This window comes from Mesorhizobium sp. M0659 (genome assembly GCF_040320605.1).
Lineage (GTDB): Bacteria > Pseudomonadota > Alphaproteobacteria > Rhizobiales > Rhizobiaceae > Mesorhizobium.
The window spans coordinates 50614-70640 of sequence record NZ_JAMYPY010000005.1; the positions used below are offsets into that span (position 1 = coordinate 50614).

Genomic DNA, 20027 nt, shown 5'->3' on the forward strand with positions numbered 1-20027 from the left:
CTGTCTCGCGGAGCGAGGGACCCTTGTCGCGCAGCACCGGGCTTGCCCACATCATCCGTCACGATGACGGCACCGCTTCAGGTGTCTGGGGTCCCTACACGCTGCAGAGCGCCTTTCAGCCGATCTTCGCCTTCAAGGACGGCAAGCTCTCGATCGCAGCGTTCGAGGGGCTGATCCGGCCGTTTCGTGACGGCGAGCCGCAATCGCCGATGAACTTCTTCCGCACCTGTCCGGCCGGCGACCGCCTGCACATCGAGGCGCTGACGCGCACGCTGCATTTGCTCAATGCCGGCGCCTGCCTGCCGCAAGAAGCCTCGATCTTCGTCAATTTCGACCCGTCGGTGTTCACCGAGCGCACCGTTGCCGACAACGCGCTGCGCGACATGCGGCTGGTGCTGCACGAGGCGGGGATCGATCCGCGCCGCATCGTGTGCGAGGTGACCGAGCAGAAGTCGGCGTCGCAGGAAACGCTCTACAGCTTTGTCGAGGCGCTGCGGGCCAATGGCTTTCGCATCGCCGTCGACGATTACGGCGCCGATGAATCCGACATCAACCGCATCAAGGAGCTCAAGCCCGACATCGTCAAATTCGATGCGCACTGGATCACGCAGCTCATGGAATCGGGCGCCGGCTTTGCCCTACTGACTGCCATGGTGACGAACTTCGAACTACAGGGCATCCGGACGGTGTTCGAAGGCATCGAGGAAGGCTGGCAGCTTCAATTGGCCGAGAAATCCGGCGCATCGATGGTGCAGGGCTTCGTGCTGGCGAAGCCGGAACTGGCGCCGACCAGCTTTCGCGCTTTCGGCAAGGATGGGCAGCCATCTGTCGCGGCGGCCGAGCCTGGCAAGACGCCTGCCGGCCCGACTGCAGCGCCTCCGGCGCGGTCGGGCAGGGTGTTCGGGCGCAGGACCGGGCCATGACCGGGCAACGCGAGAGGCGTCGCGATATCGGCGAAGCGATCTTTGCCGACGAGGTCGGCATCGAATACGGCGTCTATGGCGCGTTCCGGCTGAAGAGCGCCTACCAGCCGATCTTTGCGCCACGCGGTGGCGCGTTGGCCGCGGTTGCCGTCGAGGCGCTGATCGAACCGCAGCGCGCTTCCATGCCGGTTGCACCGGCCATGTTCTTCGACAGTGTTGCGCCGGGCGACCGCCTGTTTGTCGAGACGATGTGCCGGATGCTGCATCTGAAAAACTTCCGCAACATCGGCGTCGACGGGCTCGACCTGTTCTTCAATTACAACCCGATGATCAACGATCATCTCGGGCGGGCGCTGGCCGAGATCCGGCTGATGACGCGGCATCTTGGCGATCTCGACCTGCATGCCGCCATGCTGGTCTGCGAGATCACCGAACAGGCGGCCGACGATAATGTGCTGGCCCCGCTGGTGCGCGAGATGCGGCGCCACGGCATCCGCATCGCCATCGACGATTTCGGCACCGGCCACTCGACCGCGGAGCGGATGAGCCTGCTTCAACCGGATATTGTGAAGATCGACGGCGGCTGGTTCGCCGAATTCTGCCGCCACGCTGCCGCCGAGCGCTTCTTCCGGCCGCTCGTCTCGTCGCTGCACGATCGCGGCGCCAAGGTGCTGGTGGAAGGCATCGAGCAATCCGTGCATCTGCGCGTCGCGCTGGATGGCGGCGTCGACCTGCTACAGGGGTTCCATCTCGGCCGCCCGGCGCTGGCCGGCACGATCTTCAACCGGGAGCCGCTGTCGATCGAGGCGCTGCTTGGCGCCGACAACAAGGTGGTGCCGCTGCATCTGCGGCGCTGATTTGTGCTCGCGCTTGCCGCCGCTTCGCGGCTCGTTCCGGACCGGACGCCAACGGGCGCGATGCCCGGTTGGGCTTGCGGCCTTCGGCCGTAGCGCGCATTCAAAGAGGGCGAACTCGGCCCGCGTGAAGTTCAGCCAAAGCCTGCTCGGCAAACTTATCCAGCCGGCCAGCCTTGGCGTCCGCCTCGATCTGCATGTCCCACACCTCTGCCTGATACGCTGCGAACCATTTGGTAAAGGCCTTTAGTTCTTTGGTGTTCAGGGCTGCGATGGATCTTTCAATCTGTTCGAGCTTGGTCATGGGGCGAAACTAGCATGGCCATCGTCCAATTCCAGACAAACAAAAAGGCGGGATAAATCCCGCCTTCCCATTTTCGGTAGCCTGATCGGAGCTTTAAGTCCGGGCCGGCAGCTATCTGCTGATCCAGCTTGTCGGGTCTTTCTGCTCCAGCGCGCTTCTCGCGCGACCGTCAGTACATCCGTGACTTGCCGCCCGCCCCGAACTCTCGTCCGGCGCGCGCTATCGCAAAATCAGGCTGCCTTGCTCAGAGAACCAGCGGACGACTTGCCTGTGCGGCGGTCCTGCTCGATCTCGAAGTTGATTTTCTGGCCTTCGACCAGGGTCGACAGTCCAGCGCGCTCGACAGCGGAGATGTGAACGAAAACGTCCGCACCGCCCGAATCAGGCTGAATGAAGCCGAAGCCCTTGGTGGCATTGAACCACTTGACCGTACCAGTTGCCATATGAATAGTCCTCGCATTTGCTTTGGTTTGACCGAACCGAGGTTCAGCCGGTTTGTATCGAGATTTTGGAGATAGACGTCAGCAAACGCGAAGATCGCGAGGCCCGGATCGATCGGCCGAAATATCAATGGAGCTGATATAGGCGGGTTTCGCACCAAAAACAAGATGGCTCGAAAAATGGCGTTGCGGTGGCGCCGCCCAAGGGCCGTCCCAATCGCATGAAAGCGTCGAGCAATCGGGAAGATCGGGACGCCCGACGGCGTTAGTCCGGTTTTGGGAGAATGTCATGAAAACGGTTGTGAAAACCATTCTGCTTGCCGCCTGCCTGACGCTGGCGGCCGCCGAGGCGCAGGCGATCTCGCGCTACGACCCCACTCGTATGAGCTGCGACAGGGTGCAAGGCACGATCGCCCGCCAGGGCGCGGTCATCCTGCGCTATCAGTCCAGGCGCGTGCCGGGGCTGCCGCTCTTCGACCGCTATGTGCAGAGCCAGCAATTCTGCAATGTCGGCGAGGTCAGAAAGCGCGCCTATGTGCCGAGCGCCGATACCGAACTCTGCCCGGTCTATCTCTGCAAGCGGATCGAGAACGACCATTTTCACCGCCGCTTCCTGCGCCGTCATTAGGCATATTGATATTCAAGTGAGGCCGGTCTTCTGCGCTTCCGGCGCCCACGTACATTAAGTACGCTCCGCTCCGGTTCTCGAAGACCATAGTTCTCGGTGCGGCCTGACCTGAATCTCAACATACCCAGCCGGCATACCATTCAAGCTCTTAGAACCCGAACGAGACCTGCGCCGCCGGCGGCGGGCCGACCCGCACGCCTTCCATGGCCAGCATCTTTTCCTTGGTGGCCGAGCCGCCGGGCGCCGAGAAGCCGCCGATCTTGCCGCCCGCGGCTAGTATCCGATGGCAGGGGATGACCAGCGGCACCGGGTTGGCGCCCAGCGCTGCCCCGGTTTCGCGCGGCAGGCCGGCTTGGCCGGCGCGCTTGGCCAGTTCGCCATAGGTGGTGGTTTCGCCGTAATGCAGTTTCCGCGCCGCGTCGTAGATGGCGAGACGGAAGTCGTCGACGCCGTCGAGATCGACCGGCACACCGGAGAAATCGACGTCCTCGCCTGACGCATACGCCTTGATCGAGGCGATCAGCTCGACCACCCATTGCGGCTGCCCAATGTTCGCAGTCGTATTGGCGGCAACACCGGCATGCCGCATCAGCCGGCGTTCCACCGCTTCGCGGCTCCTTTCGGGCAGGCAGAGCCGGATCAGGCCCTTTTCGCTCCAGGCGATGCCCATGAAGCCGATCACTGTTTCTAACACTGCGTGGCCGGCTGTGATCGAAGATGCCGTTTCCATGATGCGCTCCTTTCCGCAAAGTGGCGAAAACCGGGATGCCGACCTGTACATATGCAGAACAATATGGCATCTGAGCCCGGCTCTCGCCACCCGAAAACCACCAGATGGTTCCGATTGCCCACCAGGAATCGCTGGTGTAAGGACTTCTTAACAACCGACAAATCGGACCCGCGCGGCTTGCCAGCAAAATTCAACCTTTTCGCGATCTCTGTGATCGTCGGCGCAGCTGCCCTCAGCGGCTGCCAATCGACCTCGCAGATGAAGGCTACGCCTGCGCTAACCGAAACCGCGACCGCCGCCGGCAGCGATGCCGGCTTCACCTTGCCGCTGCCCGATACGGTTTCGGTGCTACCGCAATCCTCGGGCATAACACCCGTCCAGGCGGCCGAAGCGACGCCGGCCACGCCAGCGCTCGATGCCGCTGCGCAGCCGGTTGCCGCGACGGCGGCCTTTGCCGGCGCGACGCCCACGGCCCCGGCCGTGCCTGCGGTGATGGCCGCCAATGCCTGGCAGGCGCCTGCGCCCGCCAAGGCCGGACAGCCGGTCGCGGCGCAATATACGGCCGCCAGCCTTGTCATGCCGGCGACCGCCAAGGGCGGCCAGAACGCCATGCCCGGCGTGCAGCAGGTAGCCTATGTCGTGCCGCAGAATCCGGCTTCCCTGGGCCAGTTTCCCGCCGCGCCGCTCGGTCTCCCGGAAGAAGAGCATGCGACCGGCATGCGCGGCGACGTCGACCGGCTGATCCAGAAATACGCTGCTCTCTACGAGGTGCCGGTCGATCTGGTGCGCCACGTCGTCAACCGCGAAAGCACCTACAATCCCAAGGCTTACAATAACGGCCATTGGGGGCTGATGCAGATCAAGCACGCGACGGCGCGCGGCATGGGCTATGACGGGCCGGCCAAGGGCTTGTTCGACGCCGAAACCAATCTGAAATACGCGGTCAAATATCTGCGTGGCGCCTGGCTGGTGGCGGGTGGCAACGCCAAGAAGGCCGATTGGCTCTACCAGACAGGCTATTATTTCGACGCCAAGCGCAAAGGCCTGCTCGCGGCGACCGGCCTCGGTGTCGACCGCAAGCGCCGCCGGCTGCAGCCCGACGCCTGAGCGCGATGCCTGAACCGCGCCCGCCGGCTCCAAACGACATCCGGCTGCGCAAGATCCTCGACGAGACGCTCGTTGCACCGCACTGGCCGGACGGCTTTACCATGCGCTGCTTCGAACATGGTGACGCGCAGCCGTTGCATGCGCTTTTGACCGAGGTGTTCGAGGACGGCGCTGACGGCCCATTCGACGAATGGTGGCCGCGCATATCCAGCGATGCCGAATTCGACCCGGCGCTGTGTTTCCTCGTCATCGACGCCAAGGGACGGCTGGCGGCGGCAGCGCTGTGCTGGACGAGGGCCTTCGTCAAGGACCTCGCGGTCCATCCCGAAGCGCGCGGCAAAGGCATTGGCGAAGCGCTGATGTGGCAGGCTTTCAACGCCTTTCGGGATCGGGGCGCGGCCCATGTCGACCTCAAGACCAACACGGTCGAGAACGCCGCCGCGCTCCGGCTCTACGAGCGGCTGGGAATGATGCCTGTCGCCTGGGAAGGGTAAGGGCTTTTTTCTTGCCGCAATTCCCTGAGGAAAACGCTACGCGCTTTTCCCGGGAAAACCGGTTCCCACCTTTCCTGGAATTGCTCGAGCGCTGTTGAAAACCTCCGGATTGTGAACTGCTTCACATTGGCCGCCGCAACCGGATGCTACCTCACCATCCATGCCTTTCGACCGATGGCGGATCGACGACTGGCAGATGTGGGGCGGCTGCACCGGCATGTGTTCAGCCACTCCTTGGCGGGTCCCAGGCGGGGGTTTGGGGCCCGCCAGTCGTTTTACGGCAGCCCTCAGATATCGGGCGCATTGCCGATCTTCTTTTTGAGCTCAAGCGCCCAGGCGCGGCCCTCGTCGCCGCCCCACAGCAGCCAGGCGATATGGCCGGCCGATGGATTGTCCTCATTGCCGTAATTCTTGCCGCGCTTGTCGACCTCGTGGCGGGCGAAATAGCTGACCATGCGGCGGATAGTGGATGGCGCCAGCTTTTCGCGGTTCTTGAGTTCCGTCGCCCGCGCCACGCCGATCTCGGTGCCGCCCCGGCCGAATTCTCTTCGCAGCCTCAACCCCCTGGCGGCGTTGTCGGCCACCACTTGCGGGCAGCGCAGATCGATCTCTTCATCCTCTTGCATGTGTCTCCCCAGCTCCGGAAACCTAACCTGCAGACGCAATACAGGGAAGTGCAACCGGCTCCCAATGCAGCGCCGTCCATCGGGACCAGGATCAGCGCGCCATCGGCATCTGCGAGATCCTGTGGAACCTTATGGATTTCACGCCTGAGGGTCGGCCGAACTGGAACGAACAGCTGCAATATGGCGAGGCGTGCTGTCCTGAGGTTTGTCCGCCAGGGGCTCGGGACGGCTCTTCGGCAGATCGTCGCTGACGAATAGCTCTCCGGACGCAACCCTGCCGCCAATGCCGCGTTTGATTAGCCGAGGGAAATTTTCAAATCGGAGACCTCAGATGAAAACGCTTCTCACCATTGCCGCCGTCGCCTTGTTCGCCGGTGCCCCTGCCGCCTTTGCGGCCAACTCGACTGCGGTCGCGCCTGCCATGGCCGCCAGCAAGATCGATACCCCAACCTTCGTCAAGACCGTGCCTAGCTCCAACGAATTCGAAATCCAGTCGAGCAAGCTCGCCGAGGAGAAATCCAAGGCTGCTGACGTCAAGAAATTCGCCAAGCAGATGGTCAAGGACCACACCAAAGCCGGAAAGGAGTTCAAGGCGGCGCTGAGCCAGGGCCAGACCACCGGTTCAACCAAAGCCGCGGGACCGGCCCTGCAGCCGAAGGAGCAGGCAATGCTCGACGAGTTGAAGAGCGCAAGCGGCAAGGATTTTGACGCCAAGTACATCCAGATGCAGACGGACGCGCACAAGGAGGCAGTTGCCCTTTTCAGCAGCTATGCCAACTCGGGCGACGACCCGGCGCTGAAGGAATTCGCCAAGAAGACGCTGCCGACGCTGCAGATGCACGAGAAGCACGTGAAGGAACTCGCGGCGGCGCATCAGGGTTGAGGGCTGGTGACTGGCCAGCAATAGCATTCTACGGCGCCCCCCTCTGTCCTGCCGGACATCTCCCCCACGAGTGGGGAGATCAGCAGCGTCGGCGCCGTGCTTTTCTTGCGACGGTGAAAATTGGCGAAGGCTGAGGCGAGCCAATCTCCCTCCTTGCGGGGGATATGTCCGGCAGGACAGAGGGGGGCGCCGTAGAGTGCGACGGCCGATGCCAGCCGTTGGCAAGGCATTGCGGCAAAGTGGCTCTGTGGCTGCGCCGGCAGTGACATACACTGCCGCCACCAATTCAATGGAGCTCCCATGCCCAAGATCGACCTGTCCACCGTGCCTGTCCGCAAGGGCTCCGGCTACCCCGCACCCTTCGACGCCCCTTGCGCCGAGCGCACACGCCACCGCCTCGGCGATGCCGGCGGCCTGACCGATTTCGGAGTCAACTTGATGACCCTGCCATCAGGCGGCTGGTCGAGCCAGCGCCACTGGCACAGCCATGAGGATGAGTTCGTCTATGTGCTGGAAGGCGAACTGGTGCTGGTCGAGGATGGCGGCGAGACGCTGCTCAAGGCCGGCGATAGTACTGCCTTCGCCAAGAACAGCGGCAACGGCCACCACATGATCAACCGCTCGTCCACAACGGCGCGCTATCTCGAGGTCGGCTCGCGCAATCCGGATGATCTCATCACTTGCTCCGACATCGACATGATGAGCCCGAGTTCGGATGGCAGGTTCCTGCACAAGGACGGCATGCCCTATCCGGGGCAGGGGTGAGGGCTGGACCATGCTTCGGCGCTGGTGTTCGCTGGGTGGGGGGATAAGTTCCTCACGATTAAAGGTGGCGCCGGCCCCCTCATCCGACCGCTTCGCGGCCACCTTCTCCCCGCTGGGGAGAAGAGGGAAGCGCTGGCGCTGACCGGCTCCTCTCCCCTCGGGGAGAGGTCAGCCGAGCGAAGCGGAGGCTGGGTGAGGGGGCCTTGGCGCCAGCTTGGCAAACAAAGGGAGCATCACCGTGAAAAAAGAAGTCATCGAAGTGCCCGTCATGTCGGCCAAGGTGCGGGCGCTCGGGCTGTCCTGCTCGACGGCGGTGAGGGCCAACGGCTTCGTGTTCATCTCGGCGACGCCGCCGGTGGACATGGTAACCGGCGAGATGGTTCGTGGCGACATCGAAACGCAGACCGAGGCGTCGCTGAAGGCGCTGAAACACTGCCTGGAAGCGGCGGGCACCTCGCTGGACAACGTGGTGATGGTGCGCATCTACGCCGTCAATTCCGGCTTCTACAACGCCATCAACCGGGTCTATGCGAAGTATTTCAGCGTCAACCCGCCGGCGCGGAGTTTCGTGCCGGTGGCGTCATGGCCGATGGAGTTCGATATCGAGATCGAGTGCGTGGCGGTGGTTTGAACGATCTTTGGTCTCAGATGAAAATGCTGGCGTGGCTGGGTTCGCTCGGCCTTGCTATCAGATAATGTCCCTAGCAGGTTCGTTTGATGGCTTCCCTAACGACTAGCATGCGTCTATAATCTTTTGTCCAGTACAACTCGTTGAAATAATTTGATAAAATCACCCAAGTCGACAAGACCCGTCAACGATTCAATGGCGAGCGAGCAACTCGCATTTGATTTCAATGCGCCGTTGCCGAACCTGCCACAGCTTTGGACGCCTGACGATATCTTTGGATCTTGTGATCAGATCACCATCGAGCGGTTCAAGGAAGATAACCGGGTTGAGCGTAAGCGTGCCCAAGTTTCTCAACGCGACTTGGCCGATTATCTATCCATGTGGGGTAATACCCAGCCACACGGCGGTATTGTCTTTATAGGGGTCGAGAAAGACGGAACCATCACGGGCTGTGTCGGCACTGAGACAGAGCATCTGAACGAACTTCAAACTATCCAAAGGTTCTGTTCCGATGCTCGACATGAATTCAAAAAGGTCCCCGTAAAGAATGTGAAGGGGCAGGAAGACTACGTTCTTGTCCTACGGGTCTACTATCGGCAGGACAAGCTGGTCGAGATGGGGGATGGCAACGCCTATATTCGTGAGGGCGAAGAAAAGCGCAGACTGAGCGAGACTGAAAAACGGGAAATCCGGCTCAACAAGGGCGAGTTGGATGTCGAGTCCGAGCCAGCCAATCTCAAGTTTCCCGAGGACTTTGATATTCCCTTGCTCAACGATTATCGAAATCAATATTTGGCCAAACGACAACTTGGACAGCGTTTCACCATTGAGGACGTGCTGGCCCTAAGCAAGTTTGGAAAGCCAGGAAAGGCTGGCTTCATTCCGAACCTCGCCTGCGCGCTCATTTTCGCAAAAGATCCGAGGGAAGCGGTTCCTGGTGCCTATATCCGAGTTCTTCGTTATGACGGTGCAGAAGAACGCTTTGGTCGCAATCTGAATTCAGTGGCAGATCGGACGTTTGAAGGACCACTCCCATTGCAAATTTTGGGAGCAGAGCAATTTATCGAAACTCAGATAAGGAATTTTACTCGACTAGGACGAGACGGGCGATTTGTAACCAATCCCGAATACCCAAAAGAGGTTTGGCTCGAGGCGGTCGTAAACGCAGCCGTCCATCGTTCTTACAATCTTCGGCAAATGAACATCTTTGTCAAAATGTTTGAAGATAAAATTGTAGTTGAATCTCCAGGTTCTTTCATGCCACCAACAACCGAAACCACGGTTTTTGAAGCCCATAACCCTCGCAATCCGAACCTAATGTGGGGAATGTACTATTTTGATTTCGTTCAATGCGCGTTCGAAGGCACGCGAAGAATGCGGGAAGGGATGCGCGAAGCGAATCTACCTGATCCGATATTTGTTCAAAAGCAAGGCGGAACGTTTCGGGTAACTGTAACACTTGAGAACGATGTGCAGCATCGTAAACTGTTCGTAAGATCTGAGGCGGCATCTAGTATCAATCCTGAGATTTTTGCCTCTCTCACCGAGAGCGAGAAACTGATCGTCAACTATTTGGCGGAGCAAACGAAGGTGAACGTCACCGATGCCGGGCTGGTGATCGGTCGCGACTGGCGCGATACAAAATCGGTTTTGGATGCACTCGAGGCCAAGAATGTTGTTGCCCGTTCGGCGGGCAAAACCCGCAGCCGCCATCGCTTCTATTACCTAAAGCAAAGAGCTAAGGCGCCATAGGAAAGGGTGCGGGGGAGTCGAACCCCCATCCTCCCCTTTGCGAAAAGGGCGCTCGTCCAGTTGAGCTATCACCACACATGTAGCCTGACCAGCTAAAGAGTAGCGCATCAAGCTATTGGTGTTCGATTACTTGTATCATACGCCGATCTAGGCGGTCTTCAAGGTTCCAGTAAGAAGTGGGGGGAAGACAGCACTCCTCAGGCAAAATACTCCTGCAGTGGCCTGACCTCCAGGCTCCCCGCCTTCAGCGCCGCAATCGCCTCGGCCACAGCTGCCGCCCCAGACAGCGTCGTGTAATACGGCACCTTCTGCATCAGCGTCGCGCGGCGGAGCGACTTCGAGTCCGACACCGCCTTCTGGCCGTCCGTGGTGTTGAAGACGATCTGGACCTGGCGGTTGCGGATGGCGTCTTCGATGTGGGGGCGGCCCTCCAGCACCTTGTTGATCTTCTGGGCGTCGACGCCGTTTTCGGCGAGGAAGCGGGCGGTGCCGGATGTCGCCAGCACCTTGAAGCCCTGGCCGGCCAGACGCTTGACCGCCGGCAGGATGCCGGCCTTGTCCTCGTCGCGCACGGAGACGAACAGCGTGCCGGAGCGCGGCAGGTCGACGCCGGCCCCTAACTGGCTCTTGGCGAAGGCGAGCGCAAAGTCGCGGTCGAGGCCCATGACCTCGCCGGTCGAGCGCATTTCCGGGCCGAGCAATATGTCGACGCCGGGGAAGCGGGCGAAGGGGAAGACGGCTTCCTTGACCGCGATGTGGCCGGGGTTGCGCGGATCGGGTATGGCGCCGTAATGGGCGAAGGCGTCTTCCAGTGTCTCGCCGGCCATGATGCGGGCGGCGATCTTGGCGATGGGACGGCCAATGGTCTTGGCGACGAAGGGCACGGTGCGTGAAGCCCGCGGATTGACCTCCAGCACATAGACCGTGCCGTCCTTGATCGCATACTGCACGTTCATCAGGCCGCCGACATTGAGCGCGCGGGCAAGCGCCGCCGTCTGGCGCTCCAGCTCGTCGACCAGATCGGAAGGCAGCGAATGCACCGGCAGCGAACAAGCGCTGTCGCCGGAGTGGATGCCGGCCTCCTCGATGTGCTCCAGAATGCCTGAGACGAAGGTCGACGTGCCGTCGCAGAGGCAGTCGACATCGACCTCGATGGCGCCCGAGAGATAGGTGTCGAACAGAAGCGGGTTCTTGCCCAGCAGCGTGTTGATCTGGCCGGTCTTGTCGTTGGGGTATTTCTGCTTGATGTCCTCCGGCACCAGGCCGGGCACGGTGTCGAGCAGATAGGATTGCAACATGCCCTCGTCATGGATGATCTGCATGGCGCGGCCGCCGAGCACATAGGAGGGGCGCACCACCAGCGGGAAGCCGAGTTCGCCGGCGACAAGGCGGGCCTGCTCGACAGAATAGGCGATGCCGTTCTTCGGCTGGCTGAGGTTGAGCTTGTGAAGCAGCTTCTGGAAGCGGTCGCGGTCTTCGGCGAGATCGATCATGTCGGGCGACGTGCCGAGGATCGGGATGCCGGCCTTCTCCAGCGCGTCGGCCAGCTTCAGCGGCGTCTGGCCGCCGAACTGGACGATGACGCCGACCAGTTCGCCCGAGGCCTGTTCGGCGCGCAGGATCTCCAGCACGTCCTCGGCCGTCAACGGCTCGAAGTAGAGCCGGTCCGACGTGTCGTAGTCGGTCGACACTGTCTCGGGATTGCAGTTGATCATGATCGCTTCATAGCCGGCGTCGCGCAGAGCGAAGGCGGCATGGCAGCAGCAATAGTCGAACTCGATGCCCTGGCCGATGCGATTGGGACCGCCGCCGAGGATGACGACTTTTTTCCGCGCTGACACTTGCGCTTCATTGGCCAGCGCGCCGGCGAAGGGCACTTCATAGGTCGAGTACATGTAGGCGGTGGGCGAGGCGAACTCGGCGGCGCACGTGTCGATGCGCTTATAAACCGGATGAACGTCGAGCTTTTCACGAATCTTCGCAATCACTTCGGCGTCGGTCTTCGTCAGCGAGGCGAGGCGGGCATCGGAGAAGCCCATAGCCTTCAGCATGCGCAGATTGACGGCGTCTTGCGGAATGCCATGCTCGCGGATACGGGCTTCCATGGAAACGATGCCGGCGATCTGTTCGAGGAACCACGGGTCGATCTTGCACATTGCGTGCACGTCTTCCAGCGAGGTGCCCATGCGGATCGCCTGCGCCACCATGCGCAGCCGGTCGGGCGTCGGCGTGCCGAGCGCGGCGCGGATGGCGTTGCGGTCGTCGGCGTGGTTGGCAGCCACGGCACCGTGGCCGAGGCCGGGGATCTCGATCTCGTCTAGGCCGGTGAGGCCGGTTTCCAGTCCACGCAAAGCCTTCTGCAGGGACTCCTGGAAGGTGCGGCCGATGGCCATGACTTCGCCGACCGACTTCATGGCGGTGGTAAGCACCGGCTCGGCGCCGGGAAATTTCTCGAAGGCAAAGCGCGGGATTTTTGTGACGACGTAATCGATGCTTGGCTCGAAGGAGGCGGGCGTGGCGCCGCCGGTGATGTCGTTCTCCAGCTCGTCCAGCGTGTAGCCGACGGCGAGCTTGGCCGCGATCTTGGCGATGGGGAACCCGGTCGCCTTGGACGCCAGCGCCGACGAGCGCGAGACGCGCGGGTTCATCTCGATGACGACGAGGCGGCCATCGGCCGGGTTGACGGCGAACTGCACGTTGGAGCCGCCGGTCTCGACGCCGATCTCGCGCAGCACCGCGAGCGAGGCGTTGCGCATCATCTGGTATTCCTTGTCGGTCAAGGTCAGCGCGGGGGCAACGGTGATCGAGTCGCCGGTGTGTACGCCCATCGGGTCGATGTTCTCGATCGAGCAGACGATGATGCAATTGTCCGCCTTGTCGCGGACGACCTCCATCTCATACTCCTTCCAGCCGAGCACGCTTTCCTCGATCAGCACTTCGGTGGTCGGCGAGGCGTCGAGCCCGGACTGGACGATGTCGTAAAATTCGGCGCGGTTGTAGGCGATGCCGCCGCCTGTGCCACCCATGGTGAAGGACGGGCGGATGATGGCGGGCAGGCCGACATGGTCGAGCGCCTGGGCGGCGATCGCCATGCCATGGCTGATGTAGCGCTGCTTGCGGTCGCCTTCGCCGAGATTCCAGCGGGTTTCCAGCGCGTCGAGCGCGGCATCGAGGTCGGCAGGCGCCTCGGCCTTTACGGCGGCGCGCTCGGCCTCGTGCGTCTTGCGGTCGGCGTTCTTGACATCGGTGGCATTGGCAAGCATCGACTTCGGCGTTTCCAGGCCGATCTTCTTCATCGCCTCGCGAAACAGCGCCCGGTCCTCAGCCTTGTCGATCGCCGTGGCGTCGGCGCCGATCATCTCGACATTGTAGCGTTCGAGCACGCCCATGCGGCGCAGCGACAGAGCAGTATTGAGCGCGGTCTGGCCGCCCATGGTCGGCAGCAGCGCGTCGGGCCGCTCCTTGGCGATGATCTTGGCGACGACTTCAGGCGTGATCGGCTCGATATAGGTGGCGTCGGCCAGTTCCGGGTCGGTCATGATGGTGGCCGGGTTGGAATTGACCAGGATGACGCGAAAGCCCTCCTCCTTCAGCGCCTTGCAGGCCTGTGTGCCGGAATAATCGAACTCGCAGGCCTGGCCGATGACGATGGGGCCGGCCCCGATGATCAGGATCGACTTGATGTCGGTGCGTCTTGGCATCGTTGTGAGTTCCGTTCGGCGAGCGGCTTGCACGAAAAACCGGGACGGGAAGACCCGGCCGGCTTGCGATTCTGGTATCAGGCTAGGAGGGCCTTATAGGGAAGAGTTTTGGGAGATGTAACCCCGAAAATGAGGCTAGGCAGTAGGGATCAGGCAGTAGGGATCAGGCAGTGGGGATTAGGCAGGAGCGAGGTTAAGGCGCCTATTGCCCATTCCCTACTGCCTGACACCTAATCCCCCAGCGCGAGCTGATCCGTAATCTCAAACCGCTCTGATACCCCGACGCGGATCATGTTGAGGGCGCCTTCCCTTGTGAAGCGGAACTCGCTGGGCGAATCCGAGTTGGCCGGCATCCCGGCAGAGAAGGAGATGACGCGGGTGCCGCCGTCGGGCCAGGTCACGGTGATATCGGCCTTGTCAGTGCCCTTGTGGACGATGTTGACGGCGCAGCGGGTCATCGGCTGGCCGACATAGCGCGCGCAGGGGATGTCGGCGGTGGCGGGCGGGGGTTCCAGCCGTGCAACGGTTTGCGTAGCGGTCGCAGCTTTGGCCTGGTCTGGCCGTGGCGTCGGGGATAGTACCCCCGGCGCGGACGCTGTATCCGGCGCTGCTCCCGCAGACGCGGCGGCGGCGAGTTCCGGCGTCCCTGTGGCCTCCGTTGCCGGAGCCTCTGTGGCAGGGATTTCGTCCGTCGGCGGACTTTCATTCGCTGCGAAGGCAAGGCCGTAAGCATCCTGCATGGCGGTCCTGCCGATCTCGGCGGCGGACTTCGGCGCGCCTGGATCCGTACCGCCAAGGCGCTCCGTCAGGTCGAGTGGAGCCGGCGCGGGTGCAGCCGGGGTGGGTGGAGCCTGAGTGGGTGCAGCCGGAGCGGCAGAGGCGGCGGGTGCAGTCGTCCGGGGCGCTGCGGCCACATCGGCCGGCTGCGTCGGCATGTCGGGCGCGAGCGCCGGGCCGCCGGCTTCAGCGCTGGCGGTCACCTGGGGCGGCACGGCGTCAACTTCGACCACGGTCGGATTGTCGGGGATAAGATAGCGCGCGGGCGCCCAGCCTTTGACCAGTGGATTGTCAATCTCCTCGACCTTGCACCAGCGGTGGCCGTCCACTTCGTTGCAGCCGAAATTCCTGACGCTCGAGCCGATCGGCAGACGCGCCTGGGTTCTGCCCACAGGCGACGGCGTGGCGCGGATGTTGAGGAGATCGCCTGGGCCGAGCTCGGTCACTATGGAAACGATGTCGGCAGGCGCGTCCTCGGCATTGGCCGGCAAGCTCACCAACAACGGGCCCACCACCAACGGACCCGCCAACAACCGGGCTGCCCGCAGGAGCGGAGCGCCAGTCAGTCGATGCAAAATGGTTCGGATTGTGCGCCTCATCATTTGGCCGTGCGCCGATTACCCTTGCGGCAGCAGTCCTGCCGTATGCCAAGGCGGTTTTATAAGGGACGATACGCGGCCATGTAAGTCTGAAAATGCGTCCGATGTTTGGTGCCGCGAGGCGGAAGCAGGGCGCAGCCGTGCGGTCAAGCGGAGCCTTGCCAAGAGGGTTTGGGCATGAAGCCGGTCCTCAGCGCATGCGCCCATTCCGGTCGGCCCGCCTGTGCGGCCTGTCTCGCCGCCGCTTCGTGGTCGTAGTCGACGGCGATGGTCTCGAAACGGTCTGGACCATCGCCATCCAAGGTGAGGATGCCGTAGCGCGCATGCGGGCTGCCTTGCTCCGAAACATGCGCCGGGGGCGTGTCATCTTCATAGGCGGGGGCGCCGACGCTGCCGGGATTGAAGAGCAAGGGGCCGCCGGGGATACGGACCAGTTCCGCGCGGTGGCTGTGGCCGCACAGCACGATGCGGCAGGCCGGGTCCAGCGCCTGCAACCGCCGCTGAATAGCGGCAAGCGGCGCGCGCACCAGTTGGCCATCGACGATCGCGTCGAGCAGGTATTTCTCGTCATGGTCGGGCCGCGCATGGAAAGCGACCACGCCGGGAACAATCTCCAGCGTGAAGGGCAGGGCGAGCAGGGCTTCGCGCTGCGCTGATGTCAGCCGTTCCTGCGCATAGCGGTCTGAAGCCCACATCATATCGTCGGCCGGATCGACCGCGACCCGGCGGTCATGGTTGCCGCGCACCGTCGGCAGGTCGAGCGCTTCGAGCCGCTCGAACGTCTCGCGCGGCCAGAGCGGGCCGGAGACACAGTCGCCAAGGTTGACGGTGAGATCGGCGCCGCCGCGCCGCGCTAGATCGGCGAGCACGGCATCCAGCGCCAGCACATTGCCATGGATGTCGGCGAGAACGGCAATGCGCATGCGGCGGGCTCCTTGGTGCAGCCCGTTGAGGCTTGCGGCCCGTCTTCGTTATCAAGCCCCTGCCTTCATTATCAAGCCCTTGAGATCGTTCGAGACAGCCGGGAGCCCCGCCTATCGCGGAAGCACTCCATCTGCTAGCGTCCACGCCGCTCCAGAGTTCATCCGGGGGAGGACAGGCGATGACCCGCGACCAGATGGTTGCCCACCTTCGCGCCGCCAATGACGTCGCGCGCGAGACTGCCGCGCACGGGCACCATCCTTTCGGCTGCGTGCTCGTCGGCCCCGACGATCGCATCCTGATGCGGCAAGGCAACATCAACACCGTGCGCCACGCCGAAACCGAGCTCTCCCGGCGTGCCGCGGACGCCTATCCGCCGGAATTCCTCTGGTCCTGCACGCTGGTCACAACCGGCGAGCCCTGTGCGATGTGCACGGGAACGCTGTACTGGGCCAATATCGGCCGGCTGGTCTACGGCTTCGAGGAGACCAAGCTTCTCGCGCTGACTGGCAACCACGCAGAGAACCCGACGATGAACCTCTCGTCGCGCACAGTCCTCGGCTCCGGGCAGAAGCCGGTCGAGGTCCACGGACCCTTCCCCGAGATGGACGAAGAGCTCCTCGCCCCGCATATCGGTTTTTGGCAGCGCTAGGACCTTGACTTCTAAACCGGTTAGGCCGGCATTTCGATGTCGTGGCCACCGACGATGGGCAGAGCCGGATCATCTCCGGCCGCCGCAATCACGCTGTCGAGCAGGCCGGGGAAGCGGGCGTCGAGGTCGGCGCGGCGCAGCGTGATCATCCGGTTGGTGCCAGCCACTTCGGCGCGGGTGACGCCGGCCTCGCGCAGTTTGGCCAGGTGATAGCTGAGATTGGTCTTGGAGCCGAGGTCGAGGAACCGGCTGCAGTTCAGCGGCACGCCTTCCTTGCTGGCGAGATAGCGCACGATGGCGAGCCGGGTCGGGTCGCCAAGCACGCCGAGCACAACCGGCAGGCTGATCTGGTCTGTATTGGGGTGCGGCAAAGTCATGGCCCGAAACTAAGCACAGTCGGTGGCGATTTCAACGCGTCCATGTTTCGCGGGCATGCACAGTCCGCTTCGCGATTGGCCCAATGGCTGTCCTGACACAGGGCTGTCAGCAGGCTTCAGCTATTTTCACCTGGCTTCATTGACATCACGCCCTGTTATGTCCAATTGTTCAATAACTTTTGAACTAAGGACACGCCCTATGGACAAGCGCCTCTTTTGGCTTGCGCTCGGATCGTTCACGATCTCGACCGAAGGCTTCGTCATCTCCAGCCTGCTGCCTGACATCGCCACCGACGCCCGCATTTCCATTCCGCTCGCCGGCACGCTGATCACCGCCTTCGCGCTGGCTTACGCCATCGGCACGCCGATCCTGGCAACGCTGACCGGCGAATGGGACCGGCGCCGCGTCATCTTGTGGACGCTGGCGTTCTTCGTCATCGGCAATGTGGTGGCGGCGCTGAGCTCGTCCTTCGAGCTGCTGCTCATTGCCCGCATCATCATGGCGCTGTCGTCAGGCCTGTTTGCCGCTACCGCTCAAGGCACGGCGGTGGCGCTGGTCGATGACCACCACCGGGCGCGGGCCATTGCAGTCGTCGTCGGCGGAACCACGGTGGCGGTTGCGCTGGGTGCACCGCTCGGCGCGCTGGTTGCCACGATAGCCGGCTGGCGCGGGACCTTCTTTGCCATTGCCGGGCTCGGCGCGCTGGTCGGCGCCATCCTGTGGTACCGGCTGCCGCGCGGAATTGTCGGCACCAAGCTGCCGCTCAGGCGGCGCCTGGCTGCGGCGCTGCGCCCCGGCGTCATGCCGATCCTGCTGACCACCGCTCTTGCCCTGATCGGCGCCTTCTCGGTGTTTTCCTATATCGCGCCGCTGGCCATCCAGAGCGGCGGCCTCAGCCCGATTGCGCTGCCCGGCATGCTGCTCGCCTTCGGTGTCGGCGCCGTCATCGGCAACATAGCCGGAGGCCAGGCGGCCGACCGTTTTGGTGCGACGCGCACCGTCGGCTGGTCGCTGGCGCTGAGCGCCGTCATGCTGGTGATGCTCTCGGTCATCCCGACCTTCCTGCCGCAGCATCTCGCCGGGCCGGCATTGATGGCCATGATGGTGCCGTGGGGCATGGTCGGCTGGGCATTTCCGCCGGCGCAGGCCAGCCGCATCATCAAGCTGGCGCCCGACGCCGCCCCGATCGTGCTGTCGCTCAACGCTTCGGCGCTCTATCTCGGCGTGGCGCTGGGTGCTGTGGTCGGCGGCGCCGTGCTGCGCTACGGCGTGCCGGCCGATCTCGGCTTGGTCGCCGCCATCTTCCCGCTGATCGGGCTTGGCGCGGTGCTGGCCGGCCGCTGGGCGGCCCGGCCGGTCGCCATGCCGGCCGAATAGATCTTTGCAAAGGACCGGCGGCCGCTCTTTCAGCTTGAAGGGGCGGCCGCGGGCACGTCGTAGTCCAGCGCCGCGACTTCATCCAGCATAGCGCGCAGATCTGCCGCTCGTTGCGGGCCGACCAGGGCCTCGAAGCGCTGCTGGGCAATGGTCCACAATTTCGTCGTCTCCTCGAGCTTGGCCAGGCCTTGGTCGGTCAGCCGCACCCGCTTGACGCGGCGATCGTCCTTGTCAGCGAAGGTGTCGACATAGCCGTCGCGGATCAGCGGCTTCAGCGTGTGGCCGAGCGCCGAGAGATCCATGACCATCGCTTCGGCTATCGTGCCCATCGCCGGCTCATTGCTGACATGGATCTGGTAGAGCAGGCCGTACTGCGTGCCCTTCAGACCCGAAGGCGAGATTACATCGTCATAGAAGCGGCCGAGCTTGCGCGCGGCGCGCCGCAGCGTGGCGTTGTTGCAAAGGCTGAATCCCGGCAGCACGGTCTTGCTCATCACGACTCCTTGCCGGCAAAACCGCTGCCGGCCTGTCGCAGAAATAGTTTCTGCCGCCTCCGTTGACAAGATAGTGGCATATACCTACTTCCAGGATGGTGGCATATACCACTAATTGGAAGTCAGGGCGGGACGAGGGTCATCGACCTGTCTCGCCGGGCAGAAAAAGGAACAGGACAATGAGTGGACAGGACAACAAGGGTACCGCAGTCGTCACTGGTGCATCGGCCGGCATAGGTGCTGTCTATGCCGACCGGCTGGCCGGGCAAGGCTACGATCTGGTGCTGGTGGCGCGGCGCGCCGACCGGCTGCAGGAACTGGCTGAAAAGCTGCGTTATGCCTACAAGCGCAAGGTCAGCGTGATATCAGCCGACCTCGCCGACGACAATGATGTGCGCCGCGTCGAGCAGGCGATCGCAGCCGACGATAGCGTCACGCTGCTGGTCAACAATGCCGGCATTGGCGGCCAGGCCGTGGTGGCAACGGCCGACGCCGACGAGGCCGAGCGCATGATCAAGGTCAACGTCATCGCCTTGACCCGCCTGACCCGCGCCGTTCTGCCGGGGCTTCTTGCGCGCAACCGCGGCGCCATCGTCAACATCGCCTCTGTGCTCGCCTATGATACCTCGTTCGGCGGCATCTACAGCGGTACCAAGGCCTATGTCGTCAACTTCACCGAGGCCCTGCACCGCGAAGTCGCCGGCACCAATGTGAAGGTGCAGGCGGTGCTGCCGGGCGCGACCCGCACCGATTTCTGGGAGCTCGCCGGTGGCGATATCCACAATCTGCCGAAGGAGATCATCATGTCCGCCGACGATATGGTCGATGCCGCGCTTGTGGGCCTATCCAGGGGCGAAGCCGTCACCGTGCCGGCACTTGCCGACACAGCCAAGCTCGACACCTTCCTCGGCGCAAGGCAAGTCTTCTACGGCAGCCTGCACGCCGACAAGCCGGCGGCGCGTTACGCGGCTTGAGAGTAGCTGGTTCGCTTCGC

Annotated in this window: 21 protein-coding genes and 1 tRNA gene; 12 read left to right on the top strand and 10 right to left on the bottom strand. The window is 63.0% G+C overall.

Annotated features, from left to right (window positions below; translation table 11 throughout):
- The first annotated feature begins 23 nt into the window (after nucleotides 1-23).
- Nucleotides 24-923, top strand: coding sequence for an EAL domain-containing protein (locus NKI31_RS10000; RefSeq protein ID WP_023737847.1), 900 nt, complete (start codon nucleotides 24-26; stop codon nucleotides 921-923).
- Nucleotides 920-1780 carry an EAL domain-containing protein gene (locus NKI31_RS10005; RefSeq protein ID WP_023689726.1) on the top strand — a complete coding sequence of 287 codons (861 nt, stop codon included), beginning with the start codon at nucleotides 920-922 and terminating at the stop codon, nucleotides 1778-1780. The genes NKI31_RS10000 and NKI31_RS10005 overlap by 4 nt, the downstream gene beginning before the upstream one ends.
- A 100-nt stretch (nucleotides 1781-1880) precedes the next feature.
- Here NKI31_RS10005 and NKI31_RS10010 read toward each other — a convergent pair whose 3' ends face one another.
- Together NKI31_RS10010 and NKI31_RS10015 are read right to left on the bottom strand one after the other, a co-directional pair.
- Nucleotides 1881-2081, bottom strand: a complete 201-nt coding sequence (locus NKI31_RS10010) for a hypothetical protein (protein ID WP_023671961.1) — start codon at nucleotides 2079-2081, stop codon at nucleotides 1881-1883.
- Between the two features lie 230 nt (nucleotides 2082-2311).
- The gene (locus NKI31_RS10015) at nucleotides 2312-2524 is read right to left on the bottom strand and encodes a cold-shock protein (protein ID WP_015316174.1); all 213 of its coding nucleotides are present in this window, start codon (nucleotides 2522-2524) and stop codon (nucleotides 2312-2314) included.
- Between the two features lie 298 nt (nucleotides 2525-2822).
- On the opposite strand from NKI31_RS10015, the gene NKI31_RS10020 reads away from it, so the two are divergent.
- A complete protein-coding gene (locus NKI31_RS10020) occupies nucleotides 2823-3149 on the top strand; it encodes a hypothetical protein (RefSeq protein WP_352651530.1) in 327 nt (108 codons plus the stop codon).
- A gap of 148 nt (nucleotides 3150-3297) precedes the next feature.
- Here the strand turns inward: NKI31_RS10020 and NKI31_RS10025 are convergent, their stop codons facing one another.
- Nucleotides 3298-3879 carry a methylated-DNA--[protein]-cysteine S-methyltransferase gene (locus tag NKI31_RS10025; protein ID WP_023671959.1) on the bottom strand — a complete coding sequence of 194 codons (582 nt, stop codon included), beginning with the start codon at nucleotides 3877-3879 and terminating at the stop codon, nucleotides 3298-3300.
- A gap of 177 nt (nucleotides 3880-4056) precedes the next feature.
- Here NKI31_RS10025 and NKI31_RS10030 point away from each other — a divergent pair, with 177 nt between their 5' ends.
- Nucleotides 4057-4986, top strand: coding sequence for a transglycosylase SLT domain-containing protein (locus NKI31_RS10030; protein WP_352651432.1), 930 nt, complete (start codon nucleotides 4057-4059; stop codon nucleotides 4984-4986).
- Nucleotides 4987-4991: 5 nt separating this feature from the next.
- Nucleotides 4992-5480: a GNAT family N-acetyltransferase gene (locus NKI31_RS10035; protein ID WP_023711187.1), complete on the top strand. Its 489-nt coding sequence runs from the start codon at nucleotides 4992-4994 to the stop codon at nucleotides 5478-5480.
- 287 nt (nucleotides 5481-5767) lie between these two features.
- Here the strand turns inward: NKI31_RS10035 and NKI31_RS10040 are convergent, their stop codons facing one another.
- Nucleotides 5768-6106 carry a hypothetical protein gene (locus tag NKI31_RS10040; RefSeq protein ID WP_352651433.1) on the bottom strand — a complete coding sequence of 113 codons (339 nt, stop codon included), beginning with the start codon at nucleotides 6104-6106 and terminating at the stop codon, nucleotides 5768-5770.
- 331 nt (nucleotides 6107-6437) lie between these two features.
- On the opposite strand from NKI31_RS10040, the gene NKI31_RS10045 reads away from it, so the two are divergent.
- The 4 genes from NKI31_RS10045 (at nucleotide 6438) to NKI31_RS10060 (ending at nucleotide 10134) form a co-directional block, all read left to right on the top strand.
- Nucleotides 6438-6989 carry a DUF4142 domain-containing protein gene (locus NKI31_RS10045; RefSeq protein ID WP_352651434.1) on the top strand — a complete coding sequence of 184 codons (552 nt, stop codon included), beginning with the start codon at nucleotides 6438-6440 and terminating at the stop codon, nucleotides 6987-6989.
- A 300-nt stretch (nucleotides 6990-7289) separates the two neighbouring features.
- Nucleotides 7290-7754, top strand: a complete 465-nt coding sequence (locus tag NKI31_RS10050) for a cupin domain-containing protein (RefSeq protein ID WP_352651435.1) — start codon at nucleotides 7290-7292, stop codon at nucleotides 7752-7754.
- A gap of 238 nt (nucleotides 7755-7992) precedes the next feature.
- Nucleotides 7993-8385, top strand: a complete 393-nt coding sequence (locus tag NKI31_RS10055; RefSeq protein WP_352651436.1) for a RidA family protein — start codon at nucleotides 7993-7995, stop codon at nucleotides 8383-8385.
- 192 nt (nucleotides 8386-8577) lie between these two features.
- Complete coding sequence (locus NKI31_RS10060; RefSeq protein WP_352651437.1) at nucleotides 8578-10134, top strand: RNA/DNA-binding domain-containing protein; 1557 nt, start codon at nucleotides 8578-8580, stop codon at nucleotides 10132-10134.
- A gap of 2 nt (nucleotides 10135-10136) precedes the next feature.
- Here the strand turns inward: NKI31_RS10060 and NKI31_RS10065 are convergent.
- The 4 genes from NKI31_RS10065 to NKI31_RS10080 all read right to left on the bottom strand — a co-directional run bounded on the left by NKI31_RS10065 (nucleotide 10137) and on the right by NKI31_RS10080 (nucleotide 16134).
- Nucleotides 10137-10209, bottom strand: a tRNA-Ala gene (locus tag NKI31_RS10065).
- Nucleotides 10210-10331: 122 nt separating this feature from the next.
- Nucleotides 10332-13835, bottom strand: coding sequence for a carbamoyl-phosphate synthase large subunit (gene carB, locus NKI31_RS10070; protein WP_352651438.1), 3504 nt, complete (start codon nucleotides 13833-13835; stop codon nucleotides 10332-10334).
- A gap of 230 nt (nucleotides 13836-14065) precedes the next feature.
- Nucleotides 14066-15109, bottom strand: coding sequence for an SH3 domain-containing protein (locus tag NKI31_RS10075; protein WP_348625477.1), 1044 nt, complete (start codon nucleotides 15107-15109; stop codon nucleotides 14066-14068).
- Between the two features lie 248 nt (nucleotides 15110-15357).
- The gene (locus tag NKI31_RS10080) at nucleotides 15358-16134 is read right to left on the bottom strand and encodes a metallophosphoesterase family protein (RefSeq protein WP_023672422.1); all 777 of its coding nucleotides are present in this window, start codon (nucleotides 16132-16134) and stop codon (nucleotides 15358-15360) included.
- A 179-nt stretch (nucleotides 16135-16313) separates the two neighbouring features.
- Here NKI31_RS10080 and NKI31_RS10085 point away from each other — a divergent pair, with 179 nt between their 5' ends.
- Nucleotides 16314-16784 carry a nucleoside deaminase gene (locus tag NKI31_RS10085; RefSeq protein ID WP_023691527.1) on the top strand — a complete coding sequence of 157 codons (471 nt, stop codon included), beginning with the start codon at nucleotides 16314-16316 and terminating at the stop codon, nucleotides 16782-16784.
- Nucleotides 16785-16804: 20 nt separating this feature from the next.
- Here NKI31_RS10085 and NKI31_RS10090 read toward each other — a convergent pair whose 3' ends face one another.
- Complete coding sequence (locus NKI31_RS10090; RefSeq protein WP_023683780.1) at nucleotides 16805-17161, bottom strand: ArsR/SmtB family transcription factor; 357 nt, start codon at nucleotides 17159-17161, stop codon at nucleotides 16805-16807.
- A gap of 199 nt (nucleotides 17162-17360) precedes the next feature.
- On the opposite strand from NKI31_RS10090, the gene NKI31_RS10095 reads away from it, so the two are divergent.
- Nucleotides 17361-18539 (top strand): MFS transporter, encoded by a 1179-nt coding sequence (locus NKI31_RS10095; RefSeq protein ID WP_023817667.1) that lies wholly within the window; start codon nucleotides 17361-17363, stop codon nucleotides 18537-18539.
- A 29-nt stretch (nucleotides 18540-18568) separates the two neighbouring features.
- On the opposite strand, the gene NKI31_RS10100 is transcribed toward NKI31_RS10095, so the two are convergent.
- On the bottom strand, nucleotides 18569-19033 hold the full coding sequence (locus tag NKI31_RS10100) for a MarR family winged helix-turn-helix transcriptional regulator (protein ID WP_023691525.1): 465 nt from the start codon (nucleotides 19031-19033) through the stop codon (nucleotides 18569-18571).
- Between the two features lie 179 nt (nucleotides 19034-19212).
- Here NKI31_RS10100 and NKI31_RS10105 point away from each other — a divergent pair, with 179 nt between their 5' ends.
- Nucleotides 19213-20007, top strand: coding sequence for an SDR family NAD(P)-dependent oxidoreductase (locus tag NKI31_RS10105; protein ID WP_023683784.1), 795 nt, complete (start codon nucleotides 19213-19215; stop codon nucleotides 20005-20007).
- Nucleotides 20008-20027: the final 20 nt, after the last annotated feature.

What these genes read in the sequence shown, in the direction of transcription:
- NKI31_RS10105 (WP_023683784.1), top strand. Translation starts at nt 19,213, where the DNA reads ATGAGTGGACAGGACAACAAGGGTACCGCAGTCGTCACTGGTGCATCG.
- NKI31_RS10010 (WP_023671961.1), bottom strand. Translation starts at nt 2,081, where the DNA reads ATGACCAAGCTCGAACAGATTGAAAGATCCATCGCAGCCCTGAACACC.
- carB (WP_352651438.1), bottom strand. Translation starts at nt 13,835, where the DNA reads ATGCCAAGACGCACCGACATCAAGTCGATCCTGATCATCGGGGCCGGC.
- NKI31_RS10040 (WP_352651433.1), bottom strand. Translation starts at nt 6,106, where the DNA reads ATGCAAGAGGATGAAGAGATCGATCTGCGCTGCCCGCAAGTGGTGGCC.
- NKI31_RS10095 (WP_023817667.1), top strand. Translation starts at nt 17,361, where the DNA reads ATGGACAAGCGCCTCTTTTGGCTTGCGCTCGGATCGTTCACGATCTCG.
- NKI31_RS10015 (WP_015316174.1), bottom strand. Translation starts at nt 2,524, where the DNA reads ATGGCAACTGGTACGGTCAAGTGGTTCAATGCCACCAAGGGCTTCGGC.
- NKI31_RS10085 (WP_023691527.1), top strand. Translation starts at nt 16,314, where the DNA reads ATGACCCGCGACCAGATGGTTGCCCACCTTCGCGCCGCCAATGACGTC.
- NKI31_RS10035 (WP_023711187.1), top strand. Translation starts at nt 4,992, where the DNA reads ATGCCTGAACCGCGCCCGCCGGCTCCAAACGACATCCGGCTGCGCAAG.
- NKI31_RS10005 (WP_023689726.1), top strand. Translation starts at nt 920, where the DNA reads ATGACCGGGCAACGCGAGAGGCGTCGCGATATCGGCGAAGCGATCTTT.
- NKI31_RS10100 (WP_023691525.1), bottom strand. Translation starts at nt 19,033, where the DNA reads ATGAGCAAGACCGTGCTGCCGGGATTCAGCCTTTGCAACAACGCCACG.
- NKI31_RS10025 (WP_023671959.1), bottom strand. Translation starts at nt 3,879, where the DNA reads ATGGAAACGGCATCTTCGATCACAGCCGGCCACGCAGTGTTAGAAACA.
- NKI31_RS10050 (WP_352651435.1), top strand. Translation starts at nt 7,290, where the DNA reads ATGCCCAAGATCGACCTGTCCACCGTGCCTGTCCGCAAGGGCTCCGGC.
- NKI31_RS10090 (WP_023683780.1), bottom strand. Translation starts at nt 17,161, where the DNA reads ATGACTTTGCCGCACCCCAATACAGACCAGATCAGCCTGCCGGTTGTG.
- NKI31_RS10045 (WP_352651434.1), top strand. Translation starts at nt 6,438, where the DNA reads ATGAAAACGCTTCTCACCATTGCCGCCGTCGCCTTGTTCGCCGGTGCC.
- NKI31_RS10080 (WP_023672422.1), bottom strand. Translation starts at nt 16,134, where the DNA reads ATGCGCATTGCCGTTCTCGCCGACATCCATGGCAATGTGCTGGCGCTG.
- NKI31_RS10060 (WP_352651437.1), top strand. Translation starts at nt 8,578, where the DNA reads ATGGCGAGCGAGCAACTCGCATTTGATTTCAATGCGCCGTTGCCGAAC.